The organism is Pseudomonas sp. 24 E 13 (genome assembly GCF_900004715.1).
GTDB lineage: Bacteria > Pseudomonadota > Gammaproteobacteria > Pseudomonadales > Pseudomonadaceae > Aquipseudomonas > Aquipseudomonas orientalis_A.
Genome location: NZ_CVTO01000126.1, coordinates 101626 through 121712 on the forward strand (window position 1 = coordinate 101626; position 20087 = coordinate 121712).

A 20087-nucleotide genomic window follows, 5' to 3' on the forward strand; every position below is an offset into this window, starting at 1 on the left:
GCGTTCGGCCAGCGTGGTTTAACGGGGCGCCTAAGATCAAAAGCAGATCAAGAGCGGCTCGCTTCGCATCTTGGTTACGGTTGAGCGCTACAGAGTTGTGTAATTGGGGGCAAGCCCCCTCCCACATTTAGACCCGCGTTAAGCTTTGATAAACGTCTCGTGCAAGTGTCGCCACAACAGCGCGCCACTCGCCTGCTTCTCAAACACCACGGTCGCGCGACGATCCGTCCGGGTGCCGCTGTTGTCCACCTGATGCTCCCGATACGTCACCGTCGCACCGCGCGCATGCCGGTCAATCCCGGCCATTTCACTCAAGGTGATTTTCAGCCCAGGACGCATGCCGCCCAGGCGAGTAAACAGCGCGTTGACCCCGGCTGCATTGACGCGTGTGCCGGTGGCAGGCGCAACCATGCTGAATTCAGGCGAGAAGCGCGCCAGCAAATTCTGCAAGGTGCCCTCGGGCGCAACGCCGGCGAACCATTGCTCGATCTCGACGTGGGTCTGGATGACTTCTTCAAAAAAATCGCTGTAGTCGGTCATTTACAAATTCCCCTTCAAACCAAAGCGTTTCTTCAGTACGGCTTCCAACAACCCCTTGGGCAACAACGCCGCCATCAACGGCAACGCGCGGCTGCCGTTGCCCGAGCGCAACAGGCGCGGTGGTCGTGCTTGCTGCACGGCCTTGAGCACATCCGCAGCAAAGTCACTGGCTGGGGTTGGCTTGTCCTGGGACGCCTGACTGCGCGCACGAATACCTTCGCGCAACGGCCACCAGGGTGATTGTTCGTTGATCAGCAATTCGGCCTGGGCGCCGGCGTTTTTTGCAAAGCTTGTATTGATTGCGCCGGGCTGTACTTCCATGACCCGTACACCGAACGGCGCCAGCTCCATGCGCAACGCATCGCTCAAGGCATGCACGGCGGCTTTGGAAGCGCAGTAGGCGCCGGCGAACGGCGTGACCAGTACACCGGAAACGCTGCCTATATTCACCACCAGGCCCTTGCGCTTGCGTAGCGCGGGGAACAGCGCCTGGGTGACGCCGACGATGGAGAACACATTGGTTTCGAACTGACGTTGCATGGCGTCGGTGCCGCCATCGAGCAGCGGGCCCATAGCCCCGTAGCCGGCGTTGTTGACCAGCACGTCCAGCTCGCCCAACTGTGCGGCCAGTTGCTGCAAGGCGGCGCTGTCGTTGACGTCCAGTTGCACGGCGTTGAAGCCAGCGGCGGCGAGGGCGGCGACGTCGTCCGGGCGGCGGGCGCTGGCCCAAACGTTAAAGCCGGCGGTTTTGAAGCTGTCGGCCAGGGCACGGCCAATGCCGCTGGAACAACCGGTGATGAGTACGGTGGGCATGGATCAATCCTTTGTCAGTCCGAGAAACTGCCTTGCAGGTGCTCGGCGCGAAATTCCAGGGTTTGCGGGCGATAGCCGGGGCGCAGTGGCGGGGTGGGCAGGCAGTCTTCCCAGGTGGCGCCGGCCTGCAGTTCCCCGGGGCCACGATAACGGGGGGCGGCGTAGACGTTGTCGGCCAGGTTCACCGTGTCGCCCGGTGCATAGGCCGCGACGCGCCAACGCAATTCGGTGAGGGGCACGTCGTTGCCATTGTTCAAGACCAGCTTCAACGGGCGGTCGGCAGGGCATTCCTGCGGGGCGTAGGTGATGCGCAGTTCCAGGCGGGCCAGTTGCGCGGCTTCGCGGTTGTCCAGCCACACCACCCACACCGCCACCAAACCCAGGCCGACGGCAGCGGCCAGCGATACCGGCAAGGCCTTGGCCGGGTAGCGCAGCAGCAGGATCAGCCAAGTGATGATCAGCAGCACACCGAAGAACATAACGATAACCTCACAAGGGATCAAACATCCTACTCGTGGGGCGCCCCGATTGCCTATTGCGCTCGATGCTTTTCCCAGGTGCACAGGTCTCTGGCCCGAGGGCATGGGAACCGCATCGAGCTTTTTTGCCACAACATATTTAAATGGAATGATCTGACGCCAGGGAGGTAACCAACCGATAAGTCAGGTGCCTTTATGACCGTATCAAACATTGCTACACCCGTGCTGACCTCCCTTACCGCACCGATGGCTCCGCCCCCGTCCGCCGCGGCGGCAGCAATCATTCATGCGCCTGACCAGGAGGTCGGATCAACGTCATTGCCACGTATGCAGAACCTGGGGCTGACGAACTTGCGGCAGACTGTCATGCAAGGCCTCAATGACCAGGTCAGTTCGCGCTTTCCCACTGCCCTCAACAACAACGACACCAAAGATAAAGCCGCAGGGGCAGCCCTTACCGTGGGTGGCGCGATGTTGCAAGGGGTCGGAAAGCAGCTCGCCAGGTCGGGTGGTTTTGGTGCGAAAGTTGCGGGTGCGGCAGCCACATGGATGGGCAGGGGCGCCGAGGAAATCGGCAAGGATAAATACAGCAATGCGGGTAGCAGCTCTAACGGGAGCGGGGGCTATAACGCCTACTCCCCATCGAACTGGAAGCGTTCAAGTGATCAGAGGCCATAGGTTCAGAAGCTCACTGAGCTGAAAAACCCCCGCCCAACCGACTGCGGATAGGGAACGCAGTTGGCTGGACGGGGGTTTCTGTTACGACTCGTTTATTGCGCAATAGTTTTCACTGACACGCCACGTTCAATCGGCGTGGAGCGACCGTAGATATCTTCGAAACGCTCGATATCGTCTTCGCCCAGGTAGCTGCCCGATTGCACCTCGATGATCTCCAGCGGGATCTTGCCCGGGTTGCGCAGACGGTGCACCGAAGCGATCGGGATGTAGGTGGACTGGTTTTCGCAGAGCAGGAACACGTTGTCGTCACAGGTGACTTCAGCGGTGCCGCTGACCACGATCCAGTGTTCGGCGCGGTGGTGGTGCATCTGCAGCGACAGGCAGGCGCCCGGCTTGACCGAGATGTGCTTGACCTGGAAGCGCCCGCCCATGTCCACCGAGTCGTAGGAGCCCCACGGACGATAGACTTCACAGTGATTCTGGGTCTCGCTGCGACCTTGCTCGTTAAGGGTGTTGACCATCTGCTTGACGCCCTGGACCTTGTCCTTGTGGGCAATCATCATCGCGTCCTTGGTTTCCACCACCACGATGTTGTCCAGGCCGATCACCGAGACCAGCTTGCCGTTGCCATGCACCATGCAGTTGCGGCTGTCCTGGATCACCACGTCGCCTTTGCTCACGTTGCCGTTGGCGTCTTTGTCATTGACCGCCCACAGCGAGGCCCAGCAGCCCACGTCGCTCCAGCCGGCGCTCAACGGCACCACACAGGCGCGCTGGGTTTTTTCCATCACGGCGTAGTCGATGGAGTTGTCCGGGCAGCAGGCGAAGGTGGCTTCGTCGAAGGTCACGGTGTCGGCGGTCTGCTCGCTGCGTTCCAGGGTCAGCACGCAAGTGTCGTAGATGTCCGGGTCGTGCTTTTTCAGCTCTTCCAGGAAGCGGCTGGCACGGAACAGGAACATGCCGCTGTTCCAGAAGTAGCCGCCGCTTTTGACGAACTCGACGGCGCGTTTTTCATCGGGTTTTTCCACGAACTGCTGCACGCGGCTTACGCCTTCAGGCAGCAGCGAATCGTTGCTGGACTTGATGTAGCCGTAACCGGTTTCCGGACGGGTTGCCGGCACGCCGAACAGCACCATTTCGCCGCGCTCGGCGGCCACGGTGGCCAGGGCCAGGGCGCGTTGCAGGGCTTTCTGGTCGTCGATCACGTGGTCGGCGGGCAGCACCAGCATCAGCTCGTCACGGCCTTCATTGACCAGCATCATCGCGGTCAGGGCCACGGCCGGCGCGGTGTTGCGGCCGAACGGCTCCATCAGGATGCGCTGGCACTCAAGCTTGCGCGCGCTCAGTTGCTCGTTGACGATAAAACGGTGGTCCTTGTTGCAGACCACGATGGGGGAGTCCATGCCTTCGAACACCAGGCGTTCCAGGGTTTGCTGGAACAACGTGTGCTCGCCGGTCAGGGCCAGGAATTGCTTGGGGAACTGTTTACGCGAAAGCGGCCAAAGACGTGAGCCGCTACCACCGGAAAGGATGACTGGAATCATGGGTGTTTCTCCTTGAATCAGTTTGGGTCAGAGCTACGAAGGTTTGTCGTTTCACTCTTGTTTTTGTCTCGGTCCGAACCGGCGCCTCGATCCCCTGTAGGAGCGAGCTTGCTCGCGAAAAACCCGAGAGCAGCGCGATAAACCAAAGGCGCTGCGTCATCGTTGACGTTCTTCGCGGGCAAGCCCGCTCCTACAGTAGATTGCGTTCAGTTCGGGAAATAATCAGCGGGTCGACACTGGGCGTTTCACCCAGACCGGCGACAGGCTTGAACCGGAACCGGTGACGTACAGCACCGCTGCCTCACCGCGCTCCAGGGCAACCGGCTTCACATCGCCGACCTTTTTGTCGCCGTCATACAGCGCCAGGCTCACCTTCACCGGGTTGATTTCACGTTCGCCACGGCCCTTGGCGGCCACCGACTTGACCACGTCGGTCTTGCCGTCGGCAGTTTTCAGGGTCAGGGCCTTGTCGCTGAGGTTCTGCACGCGCACCAGGGATTTCTGCTTGTTCTTGAACGGTGGTTCCTCGATCAACTGAGGCTGGCCGCTGCCGCTGTTGACCAGGGTGTAGTAGTGATCGGCGGCGAGCTTGACCGGTACGGTCTGGCTGCCGACCTTGGCGCTGTAGTCGCCGCCCGGCATGAAGCTGAAGTCGCTGCTGGCCAGTGGCGCAACGTCGCTGAGGTTGGTGGCGCCGACCGTGGCGCTGACTTCCTGGTTGCTGGCGTTGTAGATGCGCACGAAGCTCGAGCCTTTCGGCGCCGTTGGGCCGTAGAGCGCGGCATCACCACCGGCGAAGGCGGACATGGATACGAAGCTCAGGCCGGCGGCGATAGCCAGGGTCTTGGCGAGACGACGAGGAGTTGTAGTGAAAGTCATGTGAGTTACCTCTCTTTCAGTTTTGCGCCCGGTCGGGCGTCTCGGATTTCTGATTTTTAAAAGCAGGGGTGTTGCTTGCCATGTTCTGTTGGCGCGAACCGGCTTGTTTAAGCTGCGCAACCCACGCGGGGTCGGCATCACCGATTTCGTTGTTGACGGGCAGATAGCGTTCAGGGAACTCCCAGATCAGCACCTGGGGCGGGTTGTTCTTGAAGTCGTCGCTTTTCAGGTAGCTGAGCATCGGCAGGATCGGGCCGTGGCCGTCTTCGGCGTAGCTGACCACGTCGCTGCCCAGGGCTTGCTTGAGGGCGCCGACGAAGTTCCAGTTGGGGTTGGCGCTGTAGCTGGTGCCCACCAGGGCTACCGGGGTTTCGCTGTCGCTGAACAGCGCGTCATCACCTTTCTCTTCGGCCAGGTGGGTGACGCGTTTTTGCAGCGGCTCCTTGGGCGGCATCAGGTTTTCGAACAGCGGGTCCAGGGGCAGGAACAGACGCAGGTCGCCTTTATGCGGTTCGGTCTTCTCGGCTTCGGTGACAAAGCGCTGCGGCTCGCCGCTCAGCGGAGTCTTGTCGGCAATCGCCCTGGCCAGTTGCTTGGCGGCGATTTCCGCGCCGTCCGGGGTCCAGTGGGTATCGGTGCGCAGGAACACTTGCTTGCCGGCGAGCTTGGCCTGTTGCAGCGGGCCGAGCAGGTCCGGGGCAGGGATGTTGTCTGCGGCCACACGGGCATGGAAATCCTGGTACAGGTTGGCGTGGATGCTTGCTGGTTTCACCTCACCCAGGTGTTCCGGGTACAGGCGCACCTTGGCCGGCACGATCGCCATCACCAGTTGGATGCCCTGAGCCTTGAGCTTCCGGCGCACGCCTTCGACCAGTGCGTAGTTGCCTTGCAGGTTCTGGTCTTCATTGACGGCGGGGTTGAATTCCTCGTCGCTGTACAGCCAGTGATCGCGGCCCAGCACCACGCCAGGGCGTCCTTCGTTGAACAGCTTGTAGTCCAGCGCCGCCCACAGGTTGGTGCCCAGGCGCTTGATCGGGAACGCCTCGTCGTAATGGGTCTCGACGGCCTTGGTCCAGCGCCCGTTGAGCACCGTGGCATCGGCGTTGGTGCTGAAGCCCAGGAAGCTGCGCAGTGACCAGGCGCCCAGTGCCAGCAGCAGCACCAGGAACAGGCTGATATAGAGGATGCGTAATGAACGGGTCATGGTCGGCTCCCTCAGAATTGGAAGTAAAGGAACGGCGAGAAACTCTGCGCCGACAGTTTCAGGATCGAGGCCACGAACAGCAGCAGCACCGCCGCGCGCATCGCGTAGCGTGGCCAGTCAGCGGTCCAGTAGGCCGGTTGCACGGCGGCGTCACGGCCCACGCTGAAGCCGGGCTCGTGGATGCTGCCGGGGTTGTCGCCCGGTACGGCCTTGATCAGGCTCGGATCACTCGGCTTGGATTTCTCGGCAGGGCGATTGCGGTAGAAATCACGCAGGCCAAAGAACGCCAGCGTTGCGTAGGCCACCACCAGGGTCGCCACTTGCAGGCCGGTGAGGTTGGCGCGGTTGAGTTCCGACAGCGACCACTCGCTAAAGCTGAACATGGCACCGTACATACGCCCGGCGACGTGCAGGTTTTCGGCACGGAAGATCACCCAGCCCATCACCACCAGCAGGAAGGTGAAAGCCCAGCGCAGCACGTTGAAGCTGCGTGGCGCCGTATTGAGGCCGATGGCTTTTTCAATCGCCAGCCACATGCCGTGCCAGGCGCCCCACACGATGTAGGTGATGTTGGCGCCGTGCCACAGGCCACCGAGCAGCATGGTCAGGAACAGGTTGCGGTAGGTGGTCAGCGTGCCTTTGCGGTTGCCGCCCAGGGTGATGTACAGGTAGTCACGCAGCCAGGTGGACAGGCTGATGTGCCAGCGCCGCCAGAACTCGGTGATCGACTGGCTGATGTACGGCTGCTTGAAGTTTTCCATGAAGCGGAAACCCATCATCAAGCCCAGGCCGATGGCCATGTCGCTGTAGCCGGAGAAGTCGAAGTACAGCTGCGCGGTGTAGGCCAGCGCGCCGAGCCAGGCGTCACCCGTGGTCGGGTTTTGCAGGGCGAAGCAGTGGTCGGCCACCACCGCCAGGGTATCGGCGATGAAGACTTTCTTGATGAAACCCTGCATGAACCGCGTGCAGCCTTCGGAGAACTTGTCGAGGGTGTGGGTGCGGTTGTTGAACTGGTCGGCGAGGTCGCGAAAGCGCAACACGGGGCCGGCGATCAGGTGCGGGAAGATCGCCACGAACGCCGCGAAGTCGATCAGGTTGCGCGTTGCCGGGGTGTCGCCGCGATACACGTCGATGATGTAGCTGATGGACTCGAAGATGTAGAACGAGATCCCGATCGGCAACAGCACGTGGGTGAGGATAAACGGCTCCAGGCCCGCCGACTTCATCATCACATTGATGCTGTCGACGCCGAAGTTGGCGTACTTGAAGTAGCCGAGGATGCACAGGTCGACGGCCACGCCGAGCAGCAGCCAGCGCTGCGCCGGTTGGGTGCGCACGCCGGCGGCACCGACCTTGAGGCCGATCCAGTAATTCCACAGCGTCACGGCGGCGAACAGCGCCAGGAAGTCCACTCGCCACCAGGCGTAGAACACGTAGCTGGCAATCAGCAGCAGCAGGTTGCGATAGCGTTGCCCGCTCAAGTAGTACAAGCCGAGAAAGATCGGCAAGAACAGAAACAGGAACACGTTGGACGAGAAAACCATCCCGATCTCTCCATGTTTAAACCAACAGTCAAGGGCCGCAGCCCCCCCAAACCCCCCCGCGAAATTCGGGGGAGGCTTTGATCGTTCCCACGCTCTGCGTGGGAATGCCTCTTGTGACGCTCTGCGTCACGCTTTGGGACGCGGAGCGTCCCGTGCTGCATTCCCACGCAGAGCGTGGGAACGATCAGCGACTAGCTGCCTTTGTTGCCTTTTTCATGCGTCGGGTCGTAGACCTTGGTCAGGTCGCCGCCCAGGCGGAAGGTCTTGAACGGCTGCATGCCGTGCTTGCGCTCGATCACTTCCGGGGCACAGGTGTAGAGGGTGCAGAAAGGCTCGAGCCAGGCGAATTTCATGTCCTGCTTCAAGTCCTTCATGTCCTGCTCCTTGCCGTTCTTCTGTTCGAAGATGTCCGGGTCCTTGACCCCGGCCAGCACCTTGTCGCCCAGGCGCTTGAGCGCGCTGTTGTTTTCCTGGCGCAGGTCCACGCCGTTGACCAGGGCAAAACTGGCAATCATCGACAGCGGCGGCAGGGCGTAGTTGTGGTACGACAGGGCGCGTTGTTGACGCTTCAGTTCGTTCGGCAGGAAGCCCTGGTCGTCGACCTGGTTCACACCGACCTTGTATTCCTTGACGGCCCAGTCAAACAGGTCGCGGCGGTTGGTGGCGATGGAGGTCGCCATCACCGACCAGGCGGCCCAGTAGGAATGGTTGTTGGTTTTTTCCAGCGGCAGGTTGTCCCAGTCGCTCACCACCTGATCGGCCAGTTTGTTGAACCAGGCTTCGATCAGTTGCGATTCCTGCTGGTGGTTGGCCAGCGGGTGCGACTCGGAGAACTTCAGGCGCACATAGGCCGAGGCCATGCTGCCCAGTGCCCATTTGCGCATGGACTTGCCGGTGTGGTTGAAGTCCTTGGACATCAAGGCATCGGCCTTGGCCCACGACACCAGCCAGTTCAGCGTGCATTCGAGCTGCTCTGGGCGGCCGTCACGCATGAACTGCATCACGCGTTTGCTGGTGTCTTTCTCCAGCTTGGTGATGTCGGCGGTGCTGTCGCGAAAGGCTTTTTCCGACTGCACATTCAGTGTCGAGCGAGCCTTGTCCGAGCCTTCGTACTTGCTGCGAAACTGCAACGGCCCGGTGTAGGGCGTCGGCATGGTGTCGCAGTTTTCCTTGAAGTCGCCGGTCTTGAACGCTTCGATCGGGGCGAAATAGCCTTGGGGCGGACGCAGTGGCGCGGCCGCATTCACGGCGCCGGCAAACATGGCCAGGCCCAGCAGGGTAGGGAGCAATAACTTTTGCATAGGTAACCTCACTTCCCGAGTTGGGCGGTCTGCTGACCACCGCTTGGGAATACGTTGCGTGTGCAAATTTTCGCTTCGACTTTCTGCGCGGCAGCGCCCTTTTCCGGGCCCTGCACTTCCACGGCCAGCAAGTTCTGCGAGGCCCAGTCTTCATCGGTGCGCAGTTCAAAGGCGAAACGCCCGTCTGTATCGGATGTTTCGGGTTTCTCGATCTTGATGTCCTCGTGGCGCCCGTTCATGTACCAGAGGGTGGCTTGCAAGGTTTTCACCGACGGATCGGCGAAGCGGATATCGACCTGATGGGTGGCATTGCGCAGGTCTTTGTTCGCGCTGTTGACCATCAGTTCGTTTTTGCCCGGTTTCAATGTGGTGCTGGCCGACATCTGCGCGGCCTTGCCTTCGCAGCCGTTGTCGAGCAGCGCCATCATCTGGCGGTAGATGGTTTCCTGGTCGAGACGGTACAGCGGCGAGAACTCCCAGATGAGGATCTTCGGCGGGTTCTTCTGGAACTCTTCGCTGCCCAGGTACTGGATCATCGAGCCTTCCAGGCCACCGCCGGGGAAGGCGACGTTGAGGATGTCGGCACCGATTTCTTCCTGCAGGAAGCCGGCGAAGTTGTAGTTCTTGCCGCTGTGGCTGGTGCCCACCAGGGTGATCTGCGGGTCGCCCGAATCGCCGAACAGGTCGCCGTCACCGGCTTCACCCTTGGGTTCGGTGGTGAACTGGTCCATGTACTGGATCGCGTAGCTGGTGCCGCACAGTTGCCCGGCCATGTTGTGCAGGGTGCCGGTCTTGCCCATGCGCCCCGAGCGTTTGGTCTCGAATTCGCGCTTGGGGATTTCCGCGTACTGCGGCATCTGCTTGACCTTGGCCGCGACGATTTTTGCGGTGCGCTGGGCGCCGTACGGGGTCCAGTGCTGGTCGCCACGGAAGTAGAAATCATGGGCCGGCAATTCGTCGGGCAGTTGCTCGTTGGTGAGCGGCGACAGGTCCGGCACCACATAGCCCATCTTGGCGAAACGGCCGAGCATGGTTTTGTAGTTGCCCAGGGCCTTGTCGAAATCGAACGCGGCTTTTTCTTCGGGGTTGAGCTTGTTGCGGTTCACCAGGCCACGGGTCGGCTGGTAGACCACCACCAGTTCCACGCCCTTGCTCTTGAACGCATCGTGCAACTGCTGCATGCGCTTGTAGCCGGCCGGCGTGGTGTCGAATTCGGTGCGCAGGTCTTCCTGGGTACGGAACAGCCAGTCGCCCTGGGCTTGCACCAGGGTGGTGAAGTTCTGCTGGTAGCGCGTGGTGTAATTCTTCGCGTCGTGGGCGGCCGGGCACAGGCTGCAGCACGGTTCGGCGGTGAAGGTCGGTGCCTTCACTTCATCGGCGCGCACGCCCTGGCTGGCCGCGAGCAGGCCGAGGGTCAGACCCGAGAGGCTCAGCAGTTTGATCATGTGTGGGTGCATAAGGGTCATCCTCAGTCCTGCAGTTCGGTCTGGCGTTCGACGGGGTCGATCAGCACGGCTTTCTGCTGGCGCACCAGCAGGTCGAGAATTTCTTCCTGGCGCTCGCCCAGAATGCCGGAGAAGCTGATGCCGCTGGATTTGGTCGGCGCCAGCATCGACACGCGGTATAGCTCGATACTCAACGGCGAGTCGATGGACAGCGGTCCGCTGCCGTTACCCGCCAGCTCACCGCCGACCACGATCAGCGAGACCTTGGCGTCGAACGGGTCGAGGGCGATGTCACGATCGGTGTCGGTCAAGTCCTTGATGTGGCCGTAAACGCCGGTCAGGCCGTTGGCCATAGCGGTGTTTTCGTAGAGCTTGATGTTCACGCTGTTACGCACGCGGATGCCGTGGCGACGGTTGCTGATCACCTTGTTGCCCCACAGCAGGTTGTCACCGCTCTCATAGAGGGTGATGCCGTCGGTGTGGTTGCGGTAGATCTCGTTGTCGACGATCAGGTTGTTCACGCTGTTACGGTCGATCACCAGGCCCGACAGTTTGTTGTCGTAGCTGCGGTTGTTGAAGATGAAGCTGTCGTTCACTTCCCGGGAAATGATGATGCCGTGCTTCTTCTTCGTGCCGTACACGGTGTTGTCGGCGATGATCAGGCCGTGGGAACGGTCATGGGGGTCAATGCCGTAGACGATGTTGTCCTTGTAGGTATTGCCCTTGATCACAAAGCCCGTGGTTTCGTAGCAGTAGAAGCCGTACCACATGTCCGAGAACTCGGAATCGATGATCCAGCCGGTCGGCTCTGGACGCTTGAGCACCTTGGCCATGTTTGGCGTGTACTGGGAAATACTCACCCCGTACGACTTACTGTTGGCATAGCCGAAGCTGGCCATTTTAGTCTTGGAGATATAGGTCTCGGTGCCGCCCCAGGCCAGCAGGAACGGGCGGAACTCCTTGGGCGACTTGAACAGCGCCGGGCCGTTGGTTTTTTCATCCCAACCGGTGACCTTGGTGTCACGCACGAACAGTTGACCGTCGTTGATCAGGAACGAACCGGCTTGCTGGGACAGGCGCAGTTCCTGGGTGTTCTTGTCGATATCGAGGATGCCTTTACGACCGACCACGATCGGCAACTTGGCCAGGAACACACCGGGCGATGTCTCGCTGAAGTACTGCTTGGGCACCTTGCCCAGCAGGTCCTTGAGGTTCATGTAGCCGTCGTCGACAAAGATCGCCTGGGGAATGCCATGCTGGCGCACCACCCATTCGGCCATCTTGTTGTCGCCGCCGATAAAGTCCTTGAGCGCGTCTTCCTGCATCATGCGGCGGATGCTGATCTTGCCCGGTTTGCTTCTGACGATCTTTTTTTCCATGGCCGCAGCGGTGTAGCCCGACAGGTCGGGCAGCGCCGGCTTGGCCATTTCCAGCGGCGCGGTGGGCGGGCTGGAAATGGTGTAGGTCTTGGCCTGTTGCAGTTCCTTGGCGATGGTCGGCGCCTTGGCCGCCGTGTCGGCAAACGCTGGGGCACTGGCCACCAGCATTGCCGCGACGAGTAGGCTTTGAGCATTCATTGCGCAGGCTCCCATCAGAATTTCCAGACCACGTCGACAAAGGCGCGGTGCATGTAGGAGTCGACCTGGCTGCCATAGGCGTCACCCGGCTTGAACACGCCGGCACGCAAGCGCACCAGGGCCGAGGGCTCGTCAATCGACTGGCTCAGCGCGGCGGGCAGCAAGCCTTTCTTGAAGTACTTGGTGACGACCAGGTCCATCTCCTGGCCGAGGTCCTTCTTGCCGTCTTCAAGGGGCAGGGAGGTGCTGGAAAGGATCGCGCCGGTCACGTCGTCGGTGTTGTTCTGCACCGCATCGATGCCGTTGCTGCCCACCGGCTTGTTGCCGTCGACGCGCCAGAACTTGTGGTACACCAGGCTGGCGTCGTAGTCCTCGCGCAGCTGCCAGGAACCGAACAGGCTCATGGACTGCATGTTGTTCATCTCGCCGCGAAACGCCTCGCCGAAGCGGTGCACGCGGGACTGGGTGCCGGTCCAGTTCGAACGGTTGCTTTGCAGGCCGTTCTGTTCGTATTCGGCGCTGGCGCGCGAATAGGCCGCGCCCACTTGCCACTGCGGGTCCAGGCGCAGGCGTACGCCGATATCGGTGGCCCAGCCGCTGACGTCATCACTGCGCTTGGCATTGGTCGGGCGGCTGCCATCGGCGTTCAAGGCGTTGACCGTGTCGCGGTCGCCCTTCATGCCGGTGATGCTGGCCCAGTAGTTGACCGTGTTGGTGTTGCGCCAGTTATAGGCGTCGCTGTTGGCTTCGATGCCGAGCCAGGTCAGGTCGCCGTTTTCGCGCTTGTCCAATGGGTCGCTGGCCACGCCCGGTTCGGCGTAGTCGAGCTTGCCGTCGTCATGGGTATGGTGGCCGCGCAGGCCGATCCACTGGCCCGGCGTCCATTGGTAGGCGGCGTCGGCGTAGAAGTGCTGGCGGTCCTTGTCGACCGGCGACAGTTCCTTGAGGTCGGTGCGGTATTCGCTGAAGCGTTCGGCGGCGCCGACGTTGGCCTTGAGCAGGGTGGTGTCGAAGGTCCAGTTCAGCGCTTCGATGTTGGTGTCGCGCCATTGACCGTCGTCATTGCGCAGGCGCTGGCGACCGAACTTGAGGATCTCGCCGGGGTAGGGCGTGAAGCCGCTGTAGCCGACCCAGAACTCGCGCAGGGCCAGGTAGTTTTTCTTCGCCTTGCGGTCGTCGTTGCTCGATTGTTCGGTCGTGTCATCCGCCGACTGTTGCAGGGTGTCGGTCTCGATAATGTCGCTGGAGGCCACCGCCTGGCCCATGGCGTAGGCGCTCCACGCGCCGCTTTCGCCGTAGATCCACGGGCGCAGGTCGAGGCCGATACCGTTGACGTCGCCGCCTTTCTGAGTGCCAAGGTCGCGGTCGTCTTCGGACTGCGCGGTGGCTTTGACTTCCAGGCCGAAGTTCTTGGCTTCGGTCAGCGCGGCCAGGGTCGGGCACGACCACAGCAGGGCGAAAGACAGGCCGATGCCGGCCTTGACGAATGGATTGAGCTTCATAGGGATTCCTCGCCGTCTTCTTCTTGCAGGGCGTGCAGTTGCAGCGTGCTTTGGGCCAGGGTGCCGCGGGCGGCCAGCTCCTGTTGCACCAGGCGTTGGCCTTCGGCGCGTTGCTCAGGCGTCAGCGGGGCTTCGAGCTGGGTGGCCAGCTCATTGGCTTCCGGCGTGTCCTGGGCCTTGGCCAGTTGGCTGAAAACATAGGCGTTGAGCGGGTCGGGCTTGGTGCCCTTGCCCTGGGAAAACAGTTGGGCAATGGCGAAATCGGCGCTGTTCTGGCCGTTGCGCGCTGCGGTCAGCAGGTGGTCCAGGGCTTTTTGCGAGTAGACCTTGCCCAGGTAGCCACGGCGGTAGATCTGGCCGAGGTAGTAATCGGCGGCCACTTCACGGCCCACGGCTTTCTCGAAATGCGCCTCGGCAGCCTTGGCGTCGGCCGGCACCCATTTGCCCTCGTAGTAAAGCTTGCCCAGCAACAGCTCGGCGCGTGGCTGGTCGGCGGCGCGGCCGTTGTCCAGGTACTTCATCATCTGGTCGACTTCGCCCAGTTCGGGGAAGTCGTAGAGCAGTTGCGCCAGGCTGACCCAGGACGCGGGGTAACCTGGGGCGATTTTTTCCAGCAACGCCTGGGCGGTTTTTTCGTCCGGCGTGCCGAGGGTGGCATCGCCGAGTACGCGGGCGACGCTGTCGACGCGCTGGGCGGTGACGGTGCCACGGCTGTAGCCTGCTTCCATCTGCTTGAGCAGCTCGGCCTGTTTTTCCGGCTCGGCTTTTTTCTGGTAGACGGTGGCCAGCTCGACGTAGCAGATATCGGTGGTGTTGAGCGCCGCCTTGCAGATGCGCTCGACATCATCCAGATGCTGGTCGTAGGTGTTCTGGGTGCGATACAGCAGCACCTGGGCCAGGCCGGCTTCCGGGTAACCGGCGGCCTGCCATTGGCTGATCTGTTGCTGGGCGTTCACGTCGGGGAAGCTGTGCGGGTATTGCAGGTACAGCATCGCCAGCGGAATCAGGGTATTGCCTTCGCCATTGGCAAAGGCTTTTTTCAGCAGCATTTGCGCTTCATGGTGTTCGGCTTCGGTGGCGCCGGGCTTGGCCACCAGCAGACGGCCGAGACGTGCCTGGGCGCGGGGCGAAGTGTCCGCCGCCGCGCGGTAGGTGGCTTCGGCCTGTTTGATTTGCGCCGGATCGCGGGTACCGACCTGGATATCGGCCAGGCCCACCTGGGCCTCGCTGTAGCCCAGGTCTGCCAGTTGCTGGTAATTCTGCTGGGCGGTGACGGTGTCGCCACGCTTGAGCGCTTCATTGGCCAGGCGTTGGTCGGGCAGGCCGGCACAACCGGCCAGGCTCACCGCAACCGCCAGCAACGCCACCGAACCCATGTGGGAGGGTTTTTTGTGGCAAGCCCGCTCCCACAGGGATTGTGTTGTTCTTGAAATAGGGTTCACAGGCATGTCCTCGCTTACAGACCGTGAGCCATGGCTTTATCGATCAGCCAATTCAGCGAAGGGCCGCGGTCACTGGTGACTTCCACCGGGCGGCCGGCGTAGGTGCTGTCCAGCGGGGCATCCGGCTTGATCTGCACGCGGATGTCGGAGGACAGGTCGGCGCTGTTCAGGCTGGTGCTGCTGACGATGGTGCCGGTGCGCACCTGCTCTTCGTCGGCGACCTGGAAGCTCACCGGCGTACCTGGACGTACATCGCCAAACTGGCGGTAGGTGAAGCGGGCTTCGACGTTAGCCTGACTGCCACGCGGCACCAGTTGGAAGATCACATCGCCCTTGCTGGCGTACTGGCCGTCGGCGACCAGTTGCTGGGCGACCACGCAATCGCACGGCGAGGTCAGGGTGCCGGTCATTTGCTTGCCGAACAGTTCTTCAACCTTGGCCGGTTGCAGTTGGTCTTCGTCCAGGTGGCCCTTGAGCACATCGAGCATGCTGGTGCTGAAGGTCGCCAGCGGCGCGCCTTTGGCCGCTATCGCGTCGCCCTTGAGCAGGCTTTGCACGGTGCCGTCACGCGGCATGGTCACGTTCATGCCCGGTACGCTGACGATACCTGCCTGGGCGTGGCTGACGAAGTACATGCCGTAGAGGGACTTGAAGACGAAACCGAACGCGGCGAGGCCGACCAGGAAGATCGCCAGGCTGAAGGTCACGGCGCGCAAGCGGCCAAAGGCGCTCATGTTGCTGCCGCCGTCCTTGACCTTGCGGGCCTTGGTGAAGTTGTCGCGTTGCAAGGTGGCCAGCACGTCGCCCATGGTCACGATGTCACCGGACAAGTGCGAGGTGATCAGGTGGCGCAGGGTGGAAATATCCTGGGCATCGAGGTTCTGGAACTGGCAGCCGGTGCGGCCGGTCTGGCGGTCGTAGGAGCGAATCTGCAGCTCCACATCCATCGCCAGGCCGAGGTTGTCGATCACGAACTGCAGGCGACCCTTGTGCACCTCACCGATGGTCAGCGGCTGGGTGGCGGTGAACGCCAGGCCGCCCGCGGACAAGTCGATCACCCGTGCTTCGGTCTGCGTGCGGTCGGTGTTGAAGAAGCGCAGCTTGGCCGGGATTTTGACCCGGGCGTGCTGGCGCTGGGCTTCGGATTCGTGGACTACGTTGGCGTTTACTTGGCTGTTCATCAGGGCATTCCTTAAGTTAATTCAGGCTTGGCAGGGTCAGACCATCATCAGCAATACGGCAACGAAAATGCTGCCGGCGGAGAAGGTCATGGTCCGAGACGACCAGGTGTTGAACCAACGTTGAAAGCTGGCCAAATCGCGGGTCAGTTTGGTGTCCTGGCGGGTCCAGGACTGTTGATCAAGGCGGAAGAACACGTAGATCTTCACCAGCGCGCCCATGATCTGGTTGTAATAGAGAATCAGCGGATAGGCCGGGCCGATCTTGTGGCCGGAGCACGACAGCAGCAGCGTAAGGATCAGGCGGGTGATGCCGATCCACAGCAGGTACGCGAGGATGAAGGCGCCGCCGTATTTGAAGGTGGCGATGATTGCCACGGTCAGGCCGAGCAGGGAGGTCCACATCGACACGCGCTGGTCGAACAGCACCACACTGGTGAACACACCGAGGCGGCGCACACCCAGGCCCAGGGCGCGGGAGTTCTGGCGCAGGTTGTTGCCGTACCAGCGGAACATCAGCTTACGGCTGGCCTTGATAAAGCTCTTTTCCGGCGGGTGTTCCACGGTGTTGATCGCGGCATCCGGCACGTAGAAGGTGTCGTAGCCCAGGCGCATCAGGCTGAACCAGCTGGACTTGTCATCACCGGTGAGGAACTTGAAGCGGCCCAGGCGCCAGTGTTGCAGCGAGTCGCTTTCCACGTCGGCGATAAAGCCCGGGTCAGTCACCACGCTGGCGCGGAATACCGACATGCGCCCGGTCATGGTCAGCACGCGCTTGGACAGGGCCATGGAGCACATGTTTATGTGGCGCTGGGCGAAGCGCAGCTTGTGCCACTCGCTCATGATGTAGCCGCCGCGCACTTCGCAGAATTCGTTGGTGGTCAGGCCACCGACATTGCCGAACAGCTGGAACCACGGCACGGTCTTGCGCACCACGCCTTCGGCCAGCACGGTGTCGCCATCGATCACGGCCACCACGGCGCGGTCATCCGGCAGGTGGCGCGAGATGGCGCGGAAACCGAAAGCCAGGCCGTCGCGCTTGCCGGTACCGGCGATGCGCACGAAGTCGAGCTTGACGTGAGCCGGTGGGTTCATTTTTTCCCAGAGGCTCTTGACCAGCAGCTCATCGGACATTTCCACCAGCGAGCAGACCACGGTGGTGGGGAAGCCGCATTCGATGGCTTCGCGAATCACCGAGCTGTAGACCTGCGCAGTGGTCAGCGCATCGATCCTGAAGCTGGTGACCATCAGGAACACATGGGATGGGTCGGCGGCCTTGCCCAGCTTGCGCACTTTGCGGCGCAGGTGCGGGTACACCACGTACAGGAACAGCATGCCGCGAAAGAAATGCGTTGCGCCCATCGAGTAGCGCCAGATACCGACGGCGCCAATCAGGAAAATAAAATTCTTCGATTGCGAATCGAAGGTGCTCGCCGGCAACAGCAGGGCGAGTCCCATCAGCAGGCTGAGAAACAACAGCCAGCCGGCGGCTTGCAGAAATACATGTTTTAACTTGGACATAAGCGTCATCCGGAAGGGGAGGAGGCTTCAGGCTGCAAGCGCTGGGGATTAAGCCACTGGCAGCCTGAAACTTGCCGTTGCTGTTACCAGCAAATACCTTCAGTACGGCCGCTTACGCTGGTGGCCTTGGACATGAAGCCCACCAGATCGACCACTTGCTTGCCTTCCGGAGCGTTATGCGCCAGGGCACGGAACTTCTCGTCACGGTTACCGAGGATGATCACGTCGGAGTTGTTGATCACATCATCGAAGTCCGAGTTGAGCAGGGACGACACGTGGGGGATCTTGCCTTCGATGTAGTCCTTGTTCGCACCGTGCACGCGGGCGTACTCGACGTTGCTGTCGTAGATGCTCAGGTCGTAGCCCTTGCCGATCAGCATTTCCGCCAGTTCTACCAACGGGCTTTCACGCAGGTCATCGGTACCGGCCTTGAAGCTCAGGCCCAGCAGGGCGACTTTGCGCTTGTCGTGGCTGGAAACGATGTCGAAGGCGTTCTGCACCTGGGATTCGTTGCTGCGCATCAGCGAGTTGAGCAGCGGCGCTTCCACGTCCAGGGAGCCGGCGCGGTAGGTCAGGGCGCGCACGTCTTTGGGCAGGCACGAGCCGCCGAAAGCGAAGCCCGGGCGCATGTAGTACTGGGACAGGTTGAGCGTCTTGTCCTGGCAGACCACGTCCATCACTTCACGGCCATCGACGCCGACGGCCTTGGCGATGTTGCCGATCTCGTTGGCGAAGGTGACTTTGGTGGCGTGCCACACGTTGCAGGTGTACTTGATCATCTCGGCAACGGCGATGTCCTTGCGGATGATCGGTGCGTCGAGTTCTTCGTAGAGCGACTGCAGGACATCGCCGGAAGCGGTGTCGAACTCGCCTATGACGGTCATCGGTGGCAGGTCGTAGTCGGCGATGGCGGTGGATTCGCGCAGGAATTCCGGGTTGACCGCAACGCCGAAATCGACGCCGGCTTTCTTGCCGGAGCAGTCTTCGAGGATCGGGATCACCACGTTGGCGACGGTGCCCGGCAGTACGGTGCTGCGCACCACGATGGTATGGCGGGTGGTCTTGTCACGCAGCACAAAACCGATCTCGCGGCATACCGATTCGATGTAGTTGAGTTCCAGGTCGCCGTTCTTCTTGCTTGGCGTGCCCACGCAAATCATCGACAGGTCGGTATCGCGGATGGCTTCGGCGAAGTTGGTGGTGCCACGCAGTCGGCCGGTCTGGATACCCTGGCTCAACAGCTCGCCCAGACCCGGTTCAACGATCGGCGATTTACCGGCATTGATCAGGTCGATCTTTTCCTTGGAGATGTCTACGCCGACCACTTCGTGGCCACGGGCAGACAGGCAACCGGCACATACTGCGCCAACGTAACCCAAACCGAATATGCTGATGCGCATCGCAATTACCTCTGTATTTAAATCATGCCATTAGATGGCCGGAGTTCATGTTTGCAAGCGTCACTGATGCCGCGAAAGTTAGGCGAATAGACGCCGACTTGCCGCGTGCAGGCATGTTGAATAACGAGTGACTAACTATTGCACTCAAGTTGTGCGCAACCAGGCCTTATTATTGGGGCTTGCCCTGAAATGCAGCCGTACTTCCCTGGAGGAAGACTTCGGCGCCGGTGCGGCAAGGTATCGATGCAGGCAAATTGCCTTTTTTCTCAATGCCTTGGGTGGTTGCACGGGCTCATTTAGGTCAGCGCTGCCTTGGCCTGTAGGGGATAGCAATGCGTACTTATCGCCACCCTTAACTCGATCAGTTGATGGTGTGACCATAGAGTCAAAGTGTTTTAAGACAACTTGACTACTTCCATTGGTCGTTATGTAAGTCATCTCTTACAGGCGTAGAGAATTTCGTTACCGGTGGTATGAGCGGTGCTTCAGGATGAAGTTCCAGCCCGCTCATCCTGTTTCCGGAAATTTCTTGAAATATTGGGAAAGATGGCACTAGTAGTATATTGATAGCACTTGCTATTTAGACCAGTAGTTGTGGGGAGTTGGCGCGAGGGGATAGTTTTGTGCCACTACTGAATAAAAAAAGTGGTGCCACTACGAAAAAAAACGATGAATGTCGAGTGAATAAATCGTTAGGGTTGTATCTGGGTGTTTTTCTGGCGCCAAATAAGTGACGTTTTGCTGGTTTGGAATACCATCAAAATGTGGGAGGGGCTTGCCCCCGATAGCCATAGGTATCTACACAATTTTGGTGCGACACCGCACCTGTGGCGAGGGGATAACGCGTATCTACCTGACGCTCCGAGATCCAAATGTGGGAGGGGGCTTGCCCCCGATGGGGGCCTCAGGGCCGACCAGGATGCTGGATCAGACCGAGTACATATCCGTTTCTGCGGTAACGGCTTCTATTGGTTCCGCTTTTACAGCGGGTCACTTTTGGAAAAGAGCCCCAAAAGTAACCAAAAGGGCTCTTGCCCCAC

Annotated in this window: 16 protein-coding genes; 1 reads left to right on the plus strand and 15 read right to left on the minus strand. The window is 60.8% G+C overall.

The window, feature by feature from the left end:
• Positions 1 to 138: 138 nt before the first annotated feature.
• The 3 genes from BFP90_RS15955 to BFP90_RS15965 are packed head-to-tail and all read right to left on the minus strand — an operon-like array spanning position 139 to position 1832.
• A complete protein-coding gene (locus BFP90_RS15955) occupies positions 139 to 540 on the minus strand; it encodes a DUF4440 domain-containing protein (RefSeq protein WP_065897337.1) in 402 nt (133 codons plus the stop codon).
• A complete protein-coding gene (locus BFP90_RS15960; RefSeq protein ID WP_065897338.1) occupies positions 541 to 1353 on the minus strand; it encodes an SDR family oxidoreductase in 813 nt (270 codons plus the stop codon).
• A 14-nt stretch (positions 1354 to 1367) separates the two neighbouring features.
• Positions 1368 to 1832, minus strand: a complete 465-nt coding sequence (locus tag BFP90_RS15965; RefSeq protein ID WP_065895309.1) for a multidrug transporter — start codon at positions 1830 to 1832, stop codon at positions 1368 to 1370.
• A 195-nt stretch (positions 1833 to 2027) separates the two neighbouring features.
• On the opposite strand from BFP90_RS15965, the gene BFP90_RS15970 reads away from it, so the two are divergent.
• Positions 2028 to 2510, plus strand: a complete 483-nt coding sequence (locus BFP90_RS15970) for a hypothetical protein (protein WP_128875760.1) — start codon at positions 2028 to 2030, stop codon at positions 2508 to 2510.
• Between the two features lie 92 nt (positions 2511 to 2602).
• Here the strand turns inward: BFP90_RS15970 and BFP90_RS15975 are convergent, their stop codons facing one another.
• From BFP90_RS15975 to BFP90_RS16030, 12 genes are all read right to left on the minus strand, one after another.
• Complete coding sequence (locus BFP90_RS15975; protein ID WP_065895311.1) at positions 2603 to 4054, minus strand: mannose-1-phosphate guanylyltransferase/mannose-6-phosphate isomerase; 1452 nt, start codon at positions 4052 to 4054, stop codon at positions 2603 to 2605.
• Between the two features lie 222 nt (positions 4055 to 4276).
• Positions 4277 to 4933: an alginate O-acetyltransferase AlgF gene (locus BFP90_RS15980; RefSeq protein WP_016978194.1), complete on the minus strand. Its 657-nt coding sequence runs from the start codon at positions 4931 to 4933 to the stop codon at positions 4277 to 4279.
• A 16-nt stretch (positions 4934 to 4949) separates the two neighbouring features.
• The gene (locus tag BFP90_RS15985) at positions 4950 to 6137 is read right to left on the minus strand and encodes an alginate O-acetyltransferase (protein ID WP_065897339.1); all 1188 of its coding nucleotides are present in this window, start codon (positions 6135 to 6137) and stop codon (positions 4950 to 4952) included.
• Positions 6138 to 6148: 11 nt separating this feature from the next.
• Entirely contained in the window at positions 6149 to 7681 is a 1533-nt protein-coding gene (locus tag BFP90_RS15990) for an MBOAT family O-acyltransferase (protein WP_065895313.1), read from the minus strand.
• Between the two features lie 191 nt (positions 7682 to 7872).
• The gene (locus BFP90_RS15995) at positions 7873 to 8982 is read right to left on the minus strand and encodes a mannuronate-specific alginate lyase (RefSeq protein WP_065895314.1); all 1110 of its coding nucleotides are present in this window, start codon (positions 8980 to 8982) and stop codon (positions 7873 to 7875) included.
• An 8-nt stretch (positions 8983 to 8990) separates the two neighbouring features.
• A complete protein-coding gene (locus BFP90_RS16000) occupies positions 8991 to 10439 on the minus strand; it encodes an alginate O-acetyltransferase (protein ID WP_065897371.1) in 1449 nt (482 codons plus the stop codon).
• Positions 10440 to 10450: 11 nt separating this feature from the next.
• Positions 10451 to 12019: a mannuronan 5-epimerase AlgG gene (algG, locus tag BFP90_RS16005; protein WP_065885858.1), complete on the minus strand. Its 1569-nt coding sequence runs from the start codon at positions 12017 to 12019 to the stop codon at positions 10451 to 10453.
• Positions 12019 to 13506 (minus strand): alginate export family protein, encoded by a 1488-nt coding sequence (locus BFP90_RS16010; RefSeq protein WP_065885859.1) that lies wholly within the window; start codon positions 13504 to 13506, stop codon positions 12019 to 12021. Before BFP90_RS16010 ends, algG begins: the two co-directional genes overlap by 1 nt.
• Positions 13503 to 14882, minus strand: coding sequence for an alginate biosynthesis TPR repeat lipoprotein AlgK (gene algK / locus BFP90_RS16015; protein ID WP_065897340.1), 1380 nt, complete (start codon positions 14880 to 14882; stop codon positions 13503 to 13505). The genes BFP90_RS16010 and algK overlap by 4 nt, the downstream gene beginning before the upstream one ends.
• 80 nt (positions 14883 to 14962) lie before the next feature.
• Positions 14963 to 16129 (minus strand): alginate biosynthesis protein Alg44, encoded by a 1167-nt coding sequence (locus BFP90_RS16020; RefSeq protein ID WP_065897342.1) that lies wholly within the window; start codon positions 16127 to 16129, stop codon positions 14963 to 14965.
• A 36-nt stretch (positions 16130 to 16165) separates the two neighbouring features.
• Positions 16166 to 17647 (minus strand): mannuronan synthase, encoded by a 1482-nt coding sequence (gene alg8 / locus BFP90_RS16025; protein ID WP_163001686.1) that lies wholly within the window; start codon positions 17645 to 17647, stop codon positions 16166 to 16168.
• Between the two features lie 83 nt (positions 17648 to 17730).
• The gene (locus BFP90_RS16030; protein WP_057724657.1) at positions 17731 to 19047 is read right to left on the minus strand and encodes a nucleotide sugar dehydrogenase; all 1317 of its coding nucleotides are present in this window, start codon (positions 19045 to 19047) and stop codon (positions 17731 to 17733) included.
• Between the last annotated feature and the right edge of the window lie 1040 nt (positions 19048 to 20087).